This is a genomic window from Treponema sp. J25 (assembly GCF_004343725.1).
GTDB lineage: Bacteria > Spirochaetota > Spirochaetia > Treponematales > Breznakiellaceae > J25.
In genome coordinates this window covers 124,785-140,284 of the sequence record NZ_PTQW01000013.1, presented here as the reverse complement: position 1 = coordinate 140,284, position 15,500 = coordinate 124,785, and the positions used below count along the sequence as shown (strand labels likewise).

General features: G+C 45.4%; 17 protein-coding genes. 4 read left to right on the top strand and 13 right to left on the bottom strand.

Annotated features, from left to right (window positions below; genetic code table 11):
- Together C5O22_RS04955 and C5O22_RS04950 are read right to left on the bottom strand one after the other, a co-directional pair.
- Entirely contained in the window at window positions 1-858 is an 858-nt protein-coding gene (locus C5O22_RS04955; protein WP_132780090.1) for a methyl-accepting chemotaxis protein, read from the bottom strand.
- Between the two features lie 9 nt (window positions 859-867).
- A complete protein-coding gene (locus tag C5O22_RS04950; protein WP_486389487.1) occupies window positions 868-1,638 on the bottom strand; it encodes an oxygen-binding di-iron domain-containing protein in 771 nt (256 codons plus the stop codon).
- 121 nt (window positions 1,639-1,759) lie between these two features.
- Here C5O22_RS04950 and C5O22_RS04945 point away from each other — a divergent pair, with 121 nt between their 5' ends.
- Together C5O22_RS04945 and C5O22_RS04940 are read left to right on the top strand one after the other, a co-directional pair.
- On the top strand, window positions 1,760-4,159 hold the full coding sequence (locus C5O22_RS04945) for a Lon protease family protein (protein WP_132780088.1): 2,400 nt from the start codon (window positions 1,760-1,762) through the stop codon (window positions 4,157-4,159).
- Window positions 4,160-4,317: 158 nt separating this feature from the next.
- The gene (locus tag C5O22_RS04940) at window positions 4,318-5,826 is read left to right on the top strand and encodes an HDOD domain-containing protein (protein WP_132780159.1); all 1,509 of its coding nucleotides are present in this window, start codon (window positions 4,318-4,320) and stop codon (window positions 5,824-5,826) included.
- On the opposite strand, the gene C5O22_RS04935 is transcribed toward C5O22_RS04940, so the two are convergent.
- From C5O22_RS04935 to rsmI, 4 genes are read right to left on the bottom strand one after another with little or no spacing between them, the layout of a single operon-like run.
- Window positions 5,801-6,682, bottom strand: coding sequence for a TrmH family RNA methyltransferase (locus C5O22_RS04935; RefSeq protein ID WP_132780087.1), 882 nt, complete (start codon window positions 6,680-6,682; stop codon window positions 5,801-5,803). The genes C5O22_RS04940 and C5O22_RS04935 overlap by 26 nt on opposite strands.
- 4 nt (window positions 6,683-6,686) lie before the next feature.
- Window positions 6,687-7,832, bottom strand: coding sequence for an iron-containing alcohol dehydrogenase (locus C5O22_RS04930; protein ID WP_132780086.1), 1,146 nt, complete (start codon window positions 7,830-7,832; stop codon window positions 6,687-6,689).
- A gap of 5 nt (window positions 7,833-7,837) precedes the next feature.
- Window positions 7,838-8,125 carry a flagellar biosynthesis anti-sigma factor FlgM gene (locus C5O22_RS04925; RefSeq protein ID WP_132780085.1) on the bottom strand — a complete coding sequence of 96 codons (288 nt, stop codon included), beginning with the start codon at window positions 8,123-8,125 and terminating at the stop codon, window positions 7,838-7,840.
- A gap of 45 nt (window positions 8,126-8,170) precedes the next feature.
- The gene (gene rsmI / locus C5O22_RS04920; RefSeq protein ID WP_132780084.1) at window positions 8,171-8,863 is read right to left on the bottom strand and encodes a 16S rRNA (cytidine(1402)-2'-O)-methyltransferase; all 693 of its coding nucleotides are present in this window, start codon (window positions 8,861-8,863) and stop codon (window positions 8,171-8,173) included.
- Window positions 8,864-8,925: 62 nt separating this feature from the next.
- Here rsmI and C5O22_RS04915 point away from each other — a divergent pair, with 62 nt between their 5' ends.
- On the top strand, window positions 8,926-9,321 hold the full coding sequence (locus C5O22_RS04915) for a hypothetical protein (protein WP_132780083.1): 396 nt from the start codon (window positions 8,926-8,928) through the stop codon (window positions 9,319-9,321).
- 244 nt (window positions 9,322-9,565) lie between these two features.
- Window positions 9,566-10,426, top strand: coding sequence for a flagellin N-terminal helical domain-containing protein (locus C5O22_RS04910; RefSeq protein ID WP_132780082.1), 861 nt, complete (start codon window positions 9,566-9,568; stop codon window positions 10,424-10,426).
- Between the two features lie 171 nt (window positions 10,427-10,597).
- Here C5O22_RS04910 and C5O22_RS04905 read toward each other — a convergent pair whose 3' ends face one another.
- The 7 genes from C5O22_RS04905 to C5O22_RS04875 form a co-directional block, all read right to left on the bottom strand.
- On the bottom strand, window positions 10,598-11,398 hold the full coding sequence (locus tag C5O22_RS04905) for a DUF6675 family protein (RefSeq protein ID WP_132780081.1): 801 nt from the start codon (window positions 11,396-11,398) through the stop codon (window positions 10,598-10,600).
- A gap of 178 nt (window positions 11,399-11,576) precedes the next feature.
- Window positions 11,577-12,257, bottom strand: a complete 681-nt coding sequence (gene jag, locus C5O22_RS04900) for an RNA-binding cell elongation regulator Jag/EloR (RefSeq protein WP_132780080.1) — start codon at window positions 12,255-12,257, stop codon at window positions 11,577-11,579.
- Between the two features lie 45 nt (window positions 12,258-12,302).
- Window positions 12,303-14,123: a membrane protein insertase YidC gene (gene yidC, locus C5O22_RS04895; RefSeq protein ID WP_132780079.1), complete on the bottom strand. Its 1,821-nt coding sequence runs from the start codon at window positions 14,121-14,123 to the stop codon at window positions 12,303-12,305.
- A 19-nt stretch (window positions 14,124-14,142) separates the two neighbouring features.
- Complete coding sequence (yidD, locus tag C5O22_RS04890; RefSeq protein ID WP_243692869.1) at window positions 14,143-14,364, bottom strand: membrane protein insertion efficiency factor YidD; 222 nt, start codon at window positions 14,362-14,364, stop codon at window positions 14,143-14,145.
- Window positions 14,361-14,720, bottom strand: coding sequence for a ribonuclease P protein component (gene rnpA, locus C5O22_RS04885; RefSeq protein ID WP_486389486.1), 360 nt, complete (start codon window positions 14,718-14,720; stop codon window positions 14,361-14,363). The genes yidD and rnpA overlap by 4 nt, the downstream gene beginning before the upstream one ends.
- 2 nt (window positions 14,721-14,722) lie before the next feature.
- Complete coding sequence (gene rpmH / locus C5O22_RS04880; RefSeq protein ID WP_132780078.1) at window positions 14,723-14,878, bottom strand: 50S ribosomal protein L34; 156 nt, start codon at window positions 14,876-14,878, stop codon at window positions 14,723-14,725.
- A gap of 60 nt (window positions 14,879-14,938) precedes the next feature.
- The gene (locus tag C5O22_RS04875; protein WP_132780077.1) at window positions 14,939-15,499 is read right to left on the bottom strand and encodes a DciA family protein; all 561 of its coding nucleotides are present in this window, start codon (window positions 15,497-15,499) and stop codon (window positions 14,939-14,941) included.
- Window position 15,500: the final 1 nt, after the last annotated feature.

The window sequence follows — 15,500 nt, the reverse complement described above, 5'->3', positions numbered from 1 at the left end:
TTAATGGTTTTCCCCTTTTTCGAGCAGCTTATCAAGGTTCATATAGGTCTTAAGGAGCGCATTGAATACCACCCGACTATCTTTTAATGAAGAGGAAACCGCTTCAAGAGAATTGAGGCCCTCCGTAAGGGCCAGGGTTTCTTCCCGGATAGACCCTGAAATCTGATTCAAGAAGGCGCCCGCTTCATCGATACTCTGCGCATTAGCCCGGAAACTTTCCAGAACGGTGGTAAAGGACCTTCGAAAAGATTCCAGCATGGTTACAAAGCCCTGAATTTCGGCGGTTATATCCTTTACTACCCCATCGAACTCGTTGATAGTTTTTTCGATAGTTTTTGCAAAATCCCCGGTTTGACCCGCCAGCGTTCGAACCTCATTGGCAATGATGCGAAAGCCCTTACCCACCGAACCAGCCCGGGCAGCTTCTATTGAAGCATTGATAGCAAGGATATTGGTCCGGTCCGAAACATCCTGGATAGAACCGGTAACGGAGGCAATGCTTTTTGCTTTTTCTTCTAGTTCTTGGAATAGGGTTGCTATTCTATTGGCCCCATCGGCGGCCTTATTAATATCTTCTACTCGTTTTGAAATCTCTTCTCCCGTAACGGCGTTTTTATTCAGGATCTTATCCATCATTGAATCAATTTTATCGGCGTTTTGGGAGGTGTTCTGGCTTGTGGCCCGAATCTCTTCAAAGGCCGCCACAATAGCCGAAAGGCTCGTACCGATACGTTCCAGATTATAGTTAATGATATCCAGGGATTTTAAGGTTACCGAATTCAGGACCACACTTTTGTGGTATCCCTTTGCAAAATGACGGATAGCAACGTAGTTGTTATCAAACGGCATACTTTCCATGGCAGGCCCCTATTTATAAATGGTTTCTATGATATCGATACCGCATGAAAGCCGCTCAAACCAATCAAGAAACTCGGTAACCCCCTTTCCCTTATACACCCCTCCATGCTGGGCAGCGAGCATAATGGGGTTAAGGGGACGAACCCGCTTTATCCATTGGAGAGCGGCCCGATTAGAGGCCATGTATCGTTTATGAAAGGGCTCCACATAGGGAAGGGCCTGGTCAAAATCTTCAATAAACAACTGTTCTTTTCCGGGAGGAAACACCGCAGCCCCCACATCTCCCGAAAACAGAATCCGGGATTTTTCATCAAAGGCAGAATAATTACCGGTAGAATGCAAGAAATGGGCCGGAATAAATTGTATGGTACTACTTCCTGCTAGCTTATAGGTATTTCCATGCTCTTCGATACCTATTACCCGGCTTTGGTCCACAATCCCAAAATGGGGAAGAAACCGTAGCCAGAGACTACTTACATATATTTTAGCCGACGTAACCCCCAACCAGAGAGCAATACCAGATGAAACATCCGGATCCTGATGAGAAAAAAAGATTGCCTCTATTTTGTCTAGCGAAATATAGCGGCTTACCACGGCCACCACCCGGGCAAAGAGATGGACCCCACCCGGATCCAACAGCATTCCCCGCCCTTTTTCTATAATAAGATATTGATTAGTTTGAACTACCCCCGAAACTGCTTCAGGATCGGCCCCCAGCCAAATAAATTGATGATCCCCATCCTGGAACAATATCTTGCCATTTATATCTTCCGCCGCAATCATGTTTTCCTCCTTCCTCCGGCGCCATTACCGGCTTATTGCAAAAAGTTTAACCTCTGTATCAGTATATCATATATTAGTAAAATAACGTGGGAATAACAATAGAAGGAGCAACTTGATAATGAGCACACAACCTTATGAATTATCACCAGAAGAGATCCGCTTCTCTATTCTTCCTATAAAAATAGAAAACCTTCCCCCGGCCTCTGATGCAACCATCATAGGGCAGGGCAAAGCCCTTGCCGCCTTATCCCTTGGATTAGGAATAAAAGCAAAGGGCTACAATGTATACATTCAAGGCGCCCCCGGAACAGGACGACGTACCGCCCTTTTACGGGCCCTTTCCCAATATAAACCTTCCCTAGAACATCTGCGGGATTACGCGTACGTATCTAATTTCACCAACCCCACCGAACCTATCCTGTTAACCTTTCCTCGAGGAAAAGCCCGGGAGTTCAAGCAGGATCTCCATAATACCATAGAAGAAATCAAAAGGATCATCCTTGTACACAGTGAAAGCGAAGAATTCAAAAACAAAAAGGGCCTGCTCCTTTCTTCCTTTGAACAAGAAGAGAATCGCCGTCTGAGTATGTTTGAACAAGAGGCAACTACTGCGGGTTTTCAGATAGTACAGATTAACGATGGAGAAGAACAGAGCACCGAACTCCTTCCTGTAAAAGAAGGGAAGCCTATATCTTTCGAAGAGCTCCAAAGTCAGGTTGCGAGTGGCGAGGTTTCTCCTCAAGAATGGAATACCCTTCGAGAACAATACTATGGCTTAATGGATCGGATGCGGCATATCTTTGAAGATCTCCGGCAGTCCCGCCTTACGGTTGATCAAAAAATTACAGAACTCACCCGGGAAATGCTTCGCCATCCTATAGAAACGGTCCTTGGCCGGCTAAAAGAAACGTACCCTTCACCCAAAATCAACCAGTGGATTACCACCCTTCAAGAAGACATTCTTTCCCATCTTTCTTTGTTTTTAAAAGATCGGGGCGGACAAGAACAGAACTCCCGTCGTTCTCATACGTCCCTTCTTTCCCGCTATGGGATAAACATCATCGTCGATCGTAGTACCACCACCGAACTTCCTGTTATATTCGAAAACCGACCGACCTTACCCAATTTGTTTGGAAGTATCGAAAGTCCCCTGAGCGGCCAGGAAGACCTCCGTACGGCCTATCTCCGGATCCGCTCCGGGAGTCTGCTTCAGGCCGCGGGGGGAATCCTTGTACTCCGGGCAGAGGATATTCTCGACGAAGAAGAAAGCTGGACCTACCTTAAACGGGTTCTCCAGAGCGGCATTGCGGAGATTCAGAATCAACCCAACCCCTATAGTCCCCCTTCTATAATCAAACCAGAACCGATCGAAATAGATGTCAAAGTCATTTTGATGGGTGGGGAAATGACCTATGATGTTCTCTACCAACAGGACCCGGATTTTCAAAAACTTTTTAAAATCTGTGCCGAATTTAGCAATACTATGCCCCGGCTCCCCGAAACAGAACAACTTTACTGTTCGTTCTTACAACGGGTTGTTCATGAAGAACACCTACTCCCTCTTACAAGCGAAGGACTCTGTGCCATACTTCGGTGGAGTGCCCGCCAGGCAGAACATCGTCAGAAGCTCAGCACCCAGTTTTCTCTGGTGGTAGACCTCTTGCGGGAAGCCAGCTGGTATGCAAGCCGACAGGGGTATGCAACTATTGATAGCAAAACAGTCCGGTATACCCTGGAACAAAAACAGAATTTCTACAACCTGCCGGAAGAAACCCTGCAGGCCATGATTCTCTCTGACGAGATTATCATCCAGCTTGAAGGAACCGCCGTAGGGAAAGCTAATGGTATCGCTGTCCACGACCGGGGATACTACGCCTATGGGATTCCGGTGGTGGTCTCCGCCCGGGTTGCTCCCGGTGATGGAGGAGTCATCAATATCGAAGGAGAATCGGGGCTTTCCGGAGAAATTTTCGACAAGGCGGTGCTTATTCTGTCTGGCTATCTCCGGAGTCGATATGCCCGCAATTTTCCCCTTTCTATTACGGCCAGTGTCTGTTTTGAACAAATGTATACCCCTATTGATGGAGATTCGGCGACGGCGGTTCAGCTCTGCACTATTCTCTCTGCTATTAGCGGCATCCCCCTCCGACAGGATCTGGCAATGACCGGCAGTGTCAATCAGCTTGGAGATATGCAGCCCGTGGGTGGAGTCTCGGAGAAAGTAGAAGGCTTCTTTGCTATTTGTGAAAAACGGGGACTTACAGGGTCCCAGGGGGTGATAATCCCCAAACGAAACATTGCGAATCTTATTCTTAACGAGCGGGTAGAAGAAGCAATACAACAGGGGCTATTCCATATATATGCGGTAGAAACTATAGATCAGGCTCTAGAAATCCTTACGGGTAATCCCGCCGGAGAGCTGGATAAAAATGGGAATTTCCCCCCAGGAACCGTAAACTACGCGGTTTCTCAGGAACTGCGACGGATGGCTGAGGTTATTCACACATTTGAAACCTAAAATAGGGGCCAGTGAGACTTTTAGTTTACCTTCAAGGTTAAAATTGCCCAGTGCCAAGACTAAATAAAAATTCTTGCGAATTATGCTAATATCTTTTATAGTGTAGAAAGGATAGAAGCAGCCCATAAGGAGAACAGCCCTTGATTAAGGAAAGTACCATGGCTACCACCAGTCAAACGCAGGAACTTACTATCGACCAGGCGAGAATCAAAAAAGCGATTATCTCGGGGGTGCCGCTTACCATCACCACCTACACCCTTCCCCATGAAATAGAACTCTACATTGAGCAGGTACTGGAAGCCTTCCTTAAAGAGCTAGGGCAACAGCATCTTAAGGATTACCTTGCCTACTGCATCCGGGAGCTGGCGGTTAACGCAAAAAAGGCCAATACTAAACGGGTGTACTTTATGGAGCGGGGTCTCGATATTACGATCCCTCAGGAATATAAAGAAGGGATAACCTCATTTAAAGAGGATACTTTTAACAATATTGGCCACTACCTGCAGCTCCAGAAAGAAAAGGGCCTTTATATCAAAATACTCTTTCAGGTAAAAGGTCATACCATCATTTTAGAAGTACGAAACAATGTGGTCATCACTAAAACCGAATTGATTCGAATTCACGACAAACTTGCCCGCTCTCGTCAGTACCATACACTGGAAGAAGCCCTCACCCAGGTTCTGGATGATTCAGAAGGAGCCGGTCTAGGGCTTGTAATCCTGATTCTGATGCTCAAAAAAATAGGGCTCGATGAAGATTGCTTTGATATCATCCCAGGAGAAACCGAAACCATAGCCCGAATCTCTATCCCCATGGACAAAACAAGGGTAGAAAATCTATCCATCCTTTCCAAAGCGATCGTCGATCAGATTACCGCCCTTCCTCAGTTCCCCGAAAACATTGTGGCTATTCAGAAGCTTATCAACGACCCCCGCTCTGAAATGGCAGATATCGCCCGACATATCTCCATGGATCCTGCCATGACGGCGGATCTCCTCAAAGTAGTGAATTCGGCCCAGTTCATGCTCTCTAAAAAGGTAGACAGCATTTCCGAAGCAGTAAAGCTGGTGGGTATTCGGGGCATCAAGAATCTCCTTTATTCCTATGGGACCCAGAAAATTCTCGGAGAAGACACCTCAGACAAAAAGGCGCTGTGGGAACATTCATACAAGACCGCTTATTATGCCTATAATCTGGCCAAAAATTTCAGAAAAGATAAGAATCTCCTGGATGATGTGTACGTGGGGGGGATTCTCCACGATATGGGGAAGATAATTTTTTCCACCGTCCACCCCGACCTACTGCAGAAAATTCGTAGTTTTTTCGCTGAAAAGGGAATTCCTGCCGCCACTTTTGAAGACCTGGCTGCAGGGATGAACCATGCAGAAATCGGCGCCATGATTGCAGAAAAATGGAACTTCCCCGACAATCTTATCACCGCCATTCGTCTCCACCATGAACCCAACCAAGCTCCGCCAGAGTTTAAAGACCTCGTAGAAACAGTCTATTTAGCAAACATGCTGTGCGAATACGAAAACGGCAACATTACCTTTGATCAATTGGAGAAAAGTGTTCTTACTTCGTTTGGTATCGGGAATGAAAAACAAATCGAACTTTTACTCCAGCGATTCTCCGAAAGCTTTAAACGGGAAACCCAGAATCACTAATCAAAGAAGAGGCCCAGGCCTGCACAGCAATTCCTGTGGCGACCGCTACGTTTAATGATCCCTTAGCCCCAAGGGTAGGAATACTTACCCGGCCAAGGGAACGATCAGCAAGTGTCAAGAGTTCTGGAGAAACCCCTAATTCCTCTGAGCCTATTATCATGATTCCTTTCTGAGGGAACGGAAAGCGAGAAAGAGCTGTCCCTCCCGTTTCAAGAGCAAAAAGAGGTACCCTATCCCTGAGGCATCCATCAAAAAAAATTCTTTTCTTTTCAAGGCTATCAAGTCTTTCCCAGGGAACTATTTCGATACACCCCATAGCAGACCGTACTGCCCGGGAATGATTGGGATCCGCACAAAATGGAGAAAGCCAGATTTTTTCTACTCCAAAGGACTCGGCGGTTCTAAAAATGGAGCCAATGTTGAACGGAGACCGCACATCATCTAGATAAAGGTGCACCCCTGAGAATACCCGACGTTTTGAAACATCAATGTTCCCCTCGGGGTCCATAAAATCCCAATCCGCCACAGAAACACCTAAAACCTGTAACAGAATATGCCGTAACTGGTTTACGTTCCGAATAAGGGCATTTTTGTCTGTCTCGGCTCTACTAAGATTTCTTATCCCTTTCACGTATTGATAGACAGAACGAATACCCTCTTCCTCACGGGAGGAGAACCGCTTCTCTTGAGAATCGGAGGACACCGAAGGGTTCAGAAGCAGGGCTAGCATTTCTTCCAGATATGGGATATGGGAATACAGGTGATCAGGATGGGCTTCCCAAAAGGCACATTGCTTTTCTATTTTGCGGAATTGTTGATGCAGGGGCAGGCGGGCTAATTTGGAAAGAGGAATCATAGGGTCAATACGCTTCTTTTAAAAGCTCATAGGTTTCTTCAACCGTAATAGGACGAGGGCTATAGGCTACAAAAGGAAGGGCTCGGGCGGTTTCGGCCACCGGGACAAGTCGTTCCAGGACTAAATCAAGATCCTTTAGACGGGCAGGAACCTGGAGTATCCCCATCCAGCGCCGAATCGCCTCGATAGCCATATGGGCCGCCTCAGATTTCGAAACGCCCTCAGTGGGCTCTCCTATCAACTCCGCTATACGGGCAAGTCGTTCTGGACGGGCAGATAGTAAAAACTCCATAATATGGGGCAGTAAAATCGTGGAGCACCAGGATTTTGCTACCGGGAAACGGGCGTTTAAAGCATAGGCCAGGGCCGTACCAATCCCGGGGCTACTGACTGAAGCCCCCAGGGAAGTCAGAAACCCTGCCTGAGAAGAAATTTTCCCTAAATCCCCCATTTTATTCGTGGAAAAAGAATCAAACAGTTGTCGATACAGCACAAAGGCCCGTTCTAGGAGGGCTTCACCAATGAAACTTATTTTCGTAGAAAGATAGGCCTCAAAGGCGATAAGAAAGCCATCAAAGGCGGTGGTGGCGGCGAACTTTTCCGAAAGGGACTCGGATACATTTTCATCCAGAATGGTAGCCACACAGAGAGATTCCGGGGTTTCGACGAGCTTTACAGAACGATCCCGAGGATCCACCGCAACACAGGAATTGGCAAATAAAAAGGGATCCCGCCCACTGGTAGGGACCGCCACATAAGGCAAAAAAGAAGAAGGCCGGATCTCGTTATCCAGAATATCAAACAAATAGGTTCCTGCAGGAAAGACAAGGGATGCTATTTTTGCGATTGCCTGGGTTTTTATTCCACCTAGACCGATGATTACTGAACATCGGGCAGCGCGAGCCAGTTCTGCAACCTCTTCCGCCACCTGGGCAGTGGCCTGGGGTGGAACATTATCAAACACGATGAATTCAATATTTGCTTCCGAAAGGACCTGGCTTACCCTATCAATAACGTTATTTTCATACAGAACCGGTTCGGTCACCACCATGACACGATTACCATAAGGCTCTATCACCTTACTGATCCAATTAATGGTGTCCGTCCCTATGATTACTTTTGGATCTAATTTAAAAACAAAATCCACCATCTATGCTATTTTATACCCAACGATTCCATAATGGCATCGGCGGTCTTCTCTATCACCTGCTGGGTAAGATAGTCGGGATCGTTTATTTTCTTTTTCAACTCCGCAATTTTCTCTGCCCGGCTATCAGGAACAGAGGAAACTATCTCCAGGGCCTGATATAACTCAGCCTTTTCTATTGCTTCGTGTGAAAGGGACACCGAGTCACTCGAAACATTCTTATGAACCTGAGAGGGTTTTTCTGTCTTTTTGTTTCCCTGGACGGGATCTATCGAACCAATTCTATCAATCATCATGGTACAACCCCTACCTTCCCCCCCAGTTCTTTTCTGGGGCATCTTTTATTGTAATATCTTATTATCTTTCTTTCCAGATATGTATACCGAAAATTCACCTTTTTGATCACCCCTCTGCCGGAGTTTTTCAAGTACCTCAGTAACCCTTCCCCGCAGGTATTCCTCATGATACTTGGTCATTTCTCGGCCTACGCATACATATCGTTCACCATCTATATCGGCAACATCCTCTAATAACTTTACTATACGAAAGGGAGACTCGTACAGAACAAACGCTTCTTTGCGTTCCATAAGCTCTTCCAACCGAGTTCGCCGCCTTCCTCCTTTTGGGGATACAAAACCCTCAAAGGTAACCGTCTTATCAAGCCCCCCGGCTACACTCAGCAGGGTTGCAAAAGCCGAAGGACCTGGAAGGGGGATAATCTCATGCCCCGCTTCAAGCACGGCCCTAACCAACAAAGCCCCCGGATCACTCATTCCTGGGGTCCCCGCATCGGAAAGATAGGCACAAAGCTTCCCTTCATTCAGGATAGATATAACACGGGGGGCTACTTTTAACTCATTCTGCGCTCGACATGAGATAAGGGGAACCGATATTTGATAATGCTGGAGCAGTTTAGCGGTCTGGCGGGTATCCTCGCATGCCACAAGGTCCACGTTCTTTAATGTTTCCAGGGCGCGGATAGTTATATCTCCCAGGTTCCCAATAGGGGTGGCAATCACATATAATATGGACACGCAAAAAGTATACCGTCTTTTGTTGCTTTAGCCAAGGTAAAATCGAAGATGAGGTGTAGCCGATGTTTACCATCGTCCAATTATTCCTGCAAGTTCTTATTGCTATCCTTCTTCTCTGGTTTGGGTATAATCTTTTTTTTACGCTTTCCCGAAAAAAAGCCAAAGGTGGGGTTTCTACAAAGGGGAAAGCGGGCGATCCCCGAACTTGTCCAGTTTGCGGAACCCGCCTCATGAAAGGGGAACGGGTAAAGTCATCGGTATTCCCTGCCATGGGAAATAGCGACCGGATTATGCACATCTATGGGTGCCCCTATTGCCTGGAAGGTTCTGTAGACCGATCCTGTCCGGTGTGTAAAGCGATTCTTTCCCCTAAGGATTACCTTATTGCTCGAATGTTTGAACGTCCCAACCGATCCCACGTACACGTACTTGGATGCACCAGGTGTCGCCGGGGATAAGGACCCACCGAATTTTTGCAATCATACCCCCCTTAATTCTTAAGTAAATTGCGAACATTCCGATAGTAAGAGAGACGTTAAACTATTCGTATACCCGTTGGGTTCTTGCGAATGGGCGTCAGGGAATTTTCCCCTTCTCTTTGGTGGGTAGGGGGTTCCAGCACAGGCTTTATAGAATGGCAGGGAGGCCATAGCAATTTTATACTTTGTATAAAATTGCGAACACACCAAAGGAGTGTCGTGTATGATCATCAATCACAACCTGAGTGCCATGTATGCAGATCGTTCTCTCCGGGTTACCCAAACCTATCTGGACAAGAACATGGAGAAACTTTCGAGCGGTCTGCGGATCAATCGGGCCGGTGATGATGCTTCTGGTTTAGCGGTATCCGAAAAAATGCGCAGTCAGATTCGCGGTCTGAATCAGGCATCGACTAATGCGCTTAATGGTATCTCATTTATCCAGACTGCGGAAGGATACCTGCAGGAAACTCAGGACATCATCCAGCGCATGCGTGAACTGGCAGTACAGGCTTCAAACGGTATTTATACCGCTGAAGACCGGATGCAAATCCAGGTTGAAATTTCTCAGCTCGTGGATGAAATTGACCGCATTGCATCCCATGCTCAGTTCAACGGACTCAACATGCTCACCGGACGGTTTGCCCGAGAAACGGGCGAAAACGTGGTTACCGCCTCCATGTGGTTCCACATTGGGGCAAACATGGATCAGCGAGAACGGGTGTATATCGGTACCATGACCGCTAAGGGTCTTGGTGTCCGAAACCCCGGTGACAACACTATTCTTACTCTGGAAGATCCGGACAGTGCAAACCGTGCTATTGGAACCCTCGATGAGGCCCTCAAAAAAGTAAACAAGCAACGGGCAGATCTGGGTGCCTACCAGAACCGACTTGAACACGCCATCCGCGGCATCGATATCGGCGCAGAGAATTTACAGGCCGCCGAATCACGGATCCGCGACACGGATATGGCGAAGGAAACGGTGGGATATACCAAGAACCAGATCCTCAGCCAGGCAGGAACGGCCATGCTTGCTCAGGCCAATCAGCGAAGCCAGGGAGTCCTGCAGTTGCTCCAGTAAACCAAGGGAAGGGAAGGGGTTATCCTGTAAAGGGGGTAACCCCTTTTTATTTTTTGGAAAAACGAGCAACCATACTTTTTACTTTTTCAAGCAGAACCCTATTCAGATAGATCAACCTGATTTGGTCCTAAGACTCTAGGAATAGGAAACTGGTACTGTAAAAATCCTTTCTTAAAAGAGCATTTCCTTTTTTATAGAACCAACTAGCCAGTTATAGAGAGCGTCCGCTCGATTCCCAAAGGAATCTTTTATTTTTGCCTCCATCCCCGGGAGAAGGGCAACCTGCGCATATGACAGAATATATACAAGAAGTGCATCGTCACAATCGTAGAGCACCACAAGACTTCGGAGGTTCCCTTTATCAATTATTGGAACAAAACCATATTTCATCACGGTTTCATTTCTCTGAAGAAAAGAAAAATTTTCTCCATCGTATTGGAATCGATAGGTGTAGACATTTTCTCCGAAGGTAAGATCCTTTTGAAAGGCATATACGGTTACGCTGTTAGGTATTCCCTGAAAAAAAGGATCGGGGATCTTTTTTCGACTTTCAGGATGATCAATACAATAGGAAACTTCATACAAGGTTCTCATGGTTTTTCGGCTCGCTGAATAATACTGGATCCCTGTAAGAGTACTAAGAGCAGTTAGTCTATTAAAAAGGCGATTTTTTTCTGTCTCATTTAAAGGTCTCTGGTTGTTAGGGTTTGTTTTTTTGTAGAGATAGAGGGATTCTACCATAACTGTTGGCTGAAATTTCCCTTCGAACATGGATTGAATCAAAGGAGTAAGCTTTTCATCCTGGGTATTAAAAAATCGATCCATTTTTTTGGTTTGAACAGAGGTTATTTTTCCTTGAGAACTAATCTTTTCATACAGTTCTTTACCCAGGAACTCGCCGCTTGTTTTACTAAAACCTTTAAAAGAAACAGTCAAAAATAATAAAACAACACAAATCACATTTCTTTTCATGGCAACCTCTCATTCAAATTAAAAAGGCTGCCCCTTTCGGGAACAGCCCCTTTTTTTACCTGTAAACCTTGAAGGCATATTACAGAAATATGCTTACATTCCTATCGTTGTTTATTTTTGAAGGCTTTTTCAACTGTATGGATCCTTCTACTATTCCCTTACTCTCTGGCTTACTGTGCTATCGGGCACCCTTGTAGAAAACCCGCACCTGTTTATATAAACCCTCTCCTTCACTTTTGGTTTCTACATCGGCAATATCATTTAACGTGGTATGGATCAGGCGCCGCTCAAAGGGATTCATTGGTTCAAGAAGAATCGAACCCTTGGTCTCACGGACCTTATCAGCTACAGAATAGGCTAGCCGAACCAGGGATTCTTCCCGACGGATGCGATAATTTTCCGCATCAATTATGATCTTCATAGAATCATATCCCAGCTTATTGGTGTAAATATTTGCCAGCAGTTGAATCGCATCCAGATTCTTTCCTTTTTTACCAATAAGGATGGAAGAAAATTCAGAATCAATCTTTATCCCTATCTTTTGCTCCTCTCTGAACAGTATTATGACTTTACCGGGATAGCCCATTTTTTCAATAAGGGTACTGATAAAGGTAACCAGCTGCTGTTCAAACTCATTCTGCGGTTCAGGATTACCGTACACAGGTTTACCCACTGGAGCAGTCTTCTTCGGGGCTGGTTCGTTGGTATGCACCCGAATACGAACATACCCCTTCTTAAAAAGACCCGACTTCTGGGTTTCCAGAATCTCCACATCGAACTTGTCCCGTTCAAGTCCTAATTCAGCGGCCGCCCGATCAATCGCCTCTTTTTCGGTTCGACCTTCAAATTCATATACCATACGCGTCTCCTCGCGAGAAAGATTGCTCGTAAAAATCAGCTGATCCTATTTCTTTTTCCGACGGGGTGCTATAACCGGCTCTTTTACAGCAGCCCGAATTCGTTCCCGGTACGCCGCCAAATACTTGTTCAAAGCCAGTTGCTGGACCAAGGTTAACAGGTTAGACATGATCCAGTAAATAAGAAGCCCCGAAGGAACCTCATAGAGGATAAAGAAGAACATAATAGGCATCAGATACAACATCATTTTCATCTGGGCATTAGACTGCTGGTCCGGTGTCTGGGTAACCTTTCCATACAAAAGTTGAGACACAAGATAAATGAACGGCAATAACCGGATATCACTCCAGTTCAACAGCGGAATTCGGTAAGGTGCAAAACTGTATACCGATTCGGGCCGGGAAAGATCGGGGATCCATCCAGGGATAAACATAGCCCCCCGCAGATCAAAATGGTTATTAAAAAGATTGTACATGGCAAAGAAAATCGGTATTTGAAGCAACATGGGTAAACAGCCGGAAAGGGGATTGTACCCTTCTTTTTTGTAGAACTCGGCCATTTCCAGATTCATTTTGTTGGGATTATCTTTATATTTTTCTTGTATTTCCTTTATTTTTGGGGCCAGCTCTTGCATCCTAAGGGTAGATTCGGAACTCTTTTTGGTAAGGGGGAATAATATCAGCTTTACCAAAATGGTGAGGAAAATAATGGCCACCCCATAATTTGGTATAATTCGATAGAACAACAGTAAAAACCACTTCAAAACTACCTCAAGGGGCCCCAAAATACCACTGGTATCAGCTACGGCGGTAAGGTTCATATCCCGTAACTTAAAACTATTTTTATCTGATTGATCATATCGGGCCAGAGCATTTTGAGTTTTTGGCCCTAAATAAAATCGATAGACATCGGTAGTACGGGAACCATTCAGAGCGGGCCGTACAATATAAAACCGAGACGTTTCCGGCATACCCGCCACAGGAACCGCAGAAAATGCATAGGTATACGGCGTAGCATCAGGAATGGCAATAAACGTAAAATATTTTCCTGCTATGGCAGCCCAGGAAATTCGCTCATTTACAATTGTGGGGCTCTTATTATTTACCTTTTCTTGTTTACGCTTCCCATTGGTGTAAACATAATAATTCCGGTACTCATAATTCTGGGTAAGCTTTTCAAAACGGGGACCTATTTGGGGACCAAATTCTAACGTATAGGCGGCGCCATTAAAGTTAAGAGAGGGAATAGAATATCCCCCATCTATAGTGACGGAAAGTTCAAAGAGGTATTCCTGGGGTTTAAATTCGTACCGCTTAGTTAAACGAAAAACTCCTTCTTTTTCTCCGTTAGAAACGGGAATCTTATAATCGCGATAGAATTCTACAATCTTGTCTGACACGCGATTTATATGAAAAAACTCCGTTCGAGGAACCGCGTCAATACCACCAAAGGCTAGCGTAAAGGCATGGGACTCACCCGTTCCCGGCAGAACCATTTCCACAAAATCATCGTGGTCCCGATGTTCCTTGAGTTTATAAGAAACCACATCCCCGCCCTTATTGCTCAGGACAACCCGAACTAGGTCCGTTTCTATAACTACCCGTTCTTCCTGTAACTGCACCTCTTCCGAGGCTGTCCCTGCTAACAGAATATCCATCGGGGGAGAAGCGTTTGCTGTATCAGCCTTATGTGCCTGAAAGGTTTCGTTTGATTGGATTGCGTCTGGGCTCTGGATTCCAGAGGTTTGGGCAGCTGAATCCTGCGGGGAACTCGGGGGCGGAGCAAGATAAACCTGCAACATCATGCTTACGGTAATCACCACAACCGAAAGACTAACCGCCAAAAGAACTCGCTTTTCTTCACTCATAGGTATTCCTCATTATTCTTCAGGGAACGGGATCATACCCCCCCGGATGAAAAGGATGACATCGGAGAATACGTTTAATAGCCAACCATGTACCTTTAAAAGGCCCATATTTCTCAATAGCCGTGAGAGCGTAGGTAGAACAGGTAGGAGTATAGCGACAACTCGGAGGAAAATGCGGAGAAATAGCGTATTGATACCCTTTGATCAACCCTATCATCAAGCGCATTAACAACTTCTTCACTCTGTTCTCCGTAGTAAACCAGCCTTTTTAAACAAAACCTGCAGTTGCTTCAATCGTTCCTGAAATTCGTCTTTCCCCGGATATATCAGTACTACAATATCATAACCTGAAAAAAGCTGGTGTTTCATTAGCCGATAGGCTTCCCGGCTTAAACGCCGGGAATAATTTCGCTGAACCGCATTTCCGTAGTTTCGAGCACAGGTAAAAACAACTCTATTGTGGGATAAATGGTTTCCCTGGAAAAAAAGCTTTGCCCCTTCGCAGGAACACTTTTTTCCCTCCTTAAACAGTCGCTGGATCTCCTTTTTGTCCTTCAAACGCTCGCATTTTCTAAAACGAAATGACAGTTCAGTCACATTTAGTACGGCTTCTTCTCATCCGAAACAGTTAACTTTATCCGCCCTTTTGCCCGTCGCCGTTTCAGAACAAGCCGTCCACCCCGGGTCTTCATACGAGCACGGAACCCAAATTTCCGGTTCCGCTTTACCTTGCTGGGTTGATATGTACGCTTCATGAAACAATCTCCTTAGCTAATATAACGGCAAGGCAGTATAAAATATGAACTTGCCTTTGGTCAACTGCTTGATTCTCCCCATCTTTTCTTTATTTCCTTCTCCAGGCGTTTCAAACGTTCAACCAATTCTTTATCATGTATATTCTTATAAATATCTTCATTGATTGAAGAATATATTTTCTCTTCTGACATTGCAGAAAGATCCTGGGCTTTTAATGTTGTCTCCGGTCTATCATCTTTTTTCTGGAAATTCTCACTATTTTCTTGCAATACATTATTTTCCGAATCGTCATCTATCTTTTTTTCTTTTTCTTCGTATTCTTTGTTTGAGATTTTTTCAAAGGCTAACTTAAAACAGATACCGCGAATTTGAAGTTCAGGGAATTTCTTTTGAAAAGCGTCTATAAAATATCGTTGTTTCGTCTGTAAGAGCTGTATCCAGCCGGGATGCTCCGCTTCCACGATGATAATAGACTTTTCAAATTCTCGAATTCTAGAATGAGCTGCAATTTGTTCACCGGCTATCTCTTTCCAGGCATTGAAAAGGGCTGAATACTGCTGTCCTTTTGCAAGGAGAGAATCATCCAAAAAAGCAGATAAAATTTCTGCCGCTTTTTTCATA

Coding starts and splice junctions, on each gene's coding strand:
- C5O22_RS04915 (WP_132780083.1), top strand. CDS start 8,926: ATGTTTACCATCGTCCAATTATTCCTGCAAGTTCTTATTGCTATCCTT.
- rpmH (WP_132780078.1), bottom strand. CDS start 14,878: ATGAAGCGTACATATCAACCCAGCAAGGTAAAGCGGAACCGGAAATTT.
- C5O22_RS04905 (WP_132780081.1), bottom strand. CDS start 11,398: ATGAAAAGAAATGTGATTTGTGTTGTTTTATTATTTTTGACTGTTTCT.
- C5O22_RS04930 (WP_132780086.1), bottom strand. CDS start 7,832: ATGGTGGATTTTGTTTTTAAATTAGATCCAAAAGTAATCATAGGGACG.
- C5O22_RS04910 (WP_132780082.1), top strand. CDS start 9,566: ATGATCATCAATCACAACCTGAGTGCCATGTATGCAGATCGTTCTCTC.
- C5O22_RS04925 (WP_132780085.1), bottom strand. CDS start 8,125: ATGATGATTGATAGAATTGGTTCGATAGATCCCGTCCAGGGAAACAAA.
- C5O22_RS04955 (WP_132780090.1), bottom strand. CDS start 858: ATGGAAAGTATGCCGTTTGATAACAACTACGTTGCTATCCGTCATTTT.
- C5O22_RS04945 (WP_132780088.1), top strand. CDS start 1,760: ATGAGCACACAACCTTATGAATTATCACCAGAAGAGATCCGCTTCTCT.
- C5O22_RS04875 (WP_132780077.1), bottom strand. CDS start 15,499: ATGAAAAAAGCGGCAGAAATTTTATCTGCTTTTTTGGATGATTCTCTC.
- yidC (WP_132780079.1), bottom strand. CDS start 14,123: ATGAGTGAAGAAAAGCGAGTTCTTTTGGCGGTTAGTCTTTCGGTTGTG.
- C5O22_RS04935 (WP_132780087.1), bottom strand. CDS start 6,682: ATGATTCCTCTTTCCAAATTAGCCCGCCTGCCCCTGCATCAACAATTC.
- jag (WP_132780080.1), bottom strand. CDS start 12,257: ATGGTATATGAATTTGAAGGTCGAACCGAAAAAGAGGCGATTGATCGG.
- C5O22_RS04940 (WP_132780159.1), top strand. CDS start 4,318: ATGGCTACCACCAGTCAAACGCAGGAACTTACTATCGACCAGGCGAGA.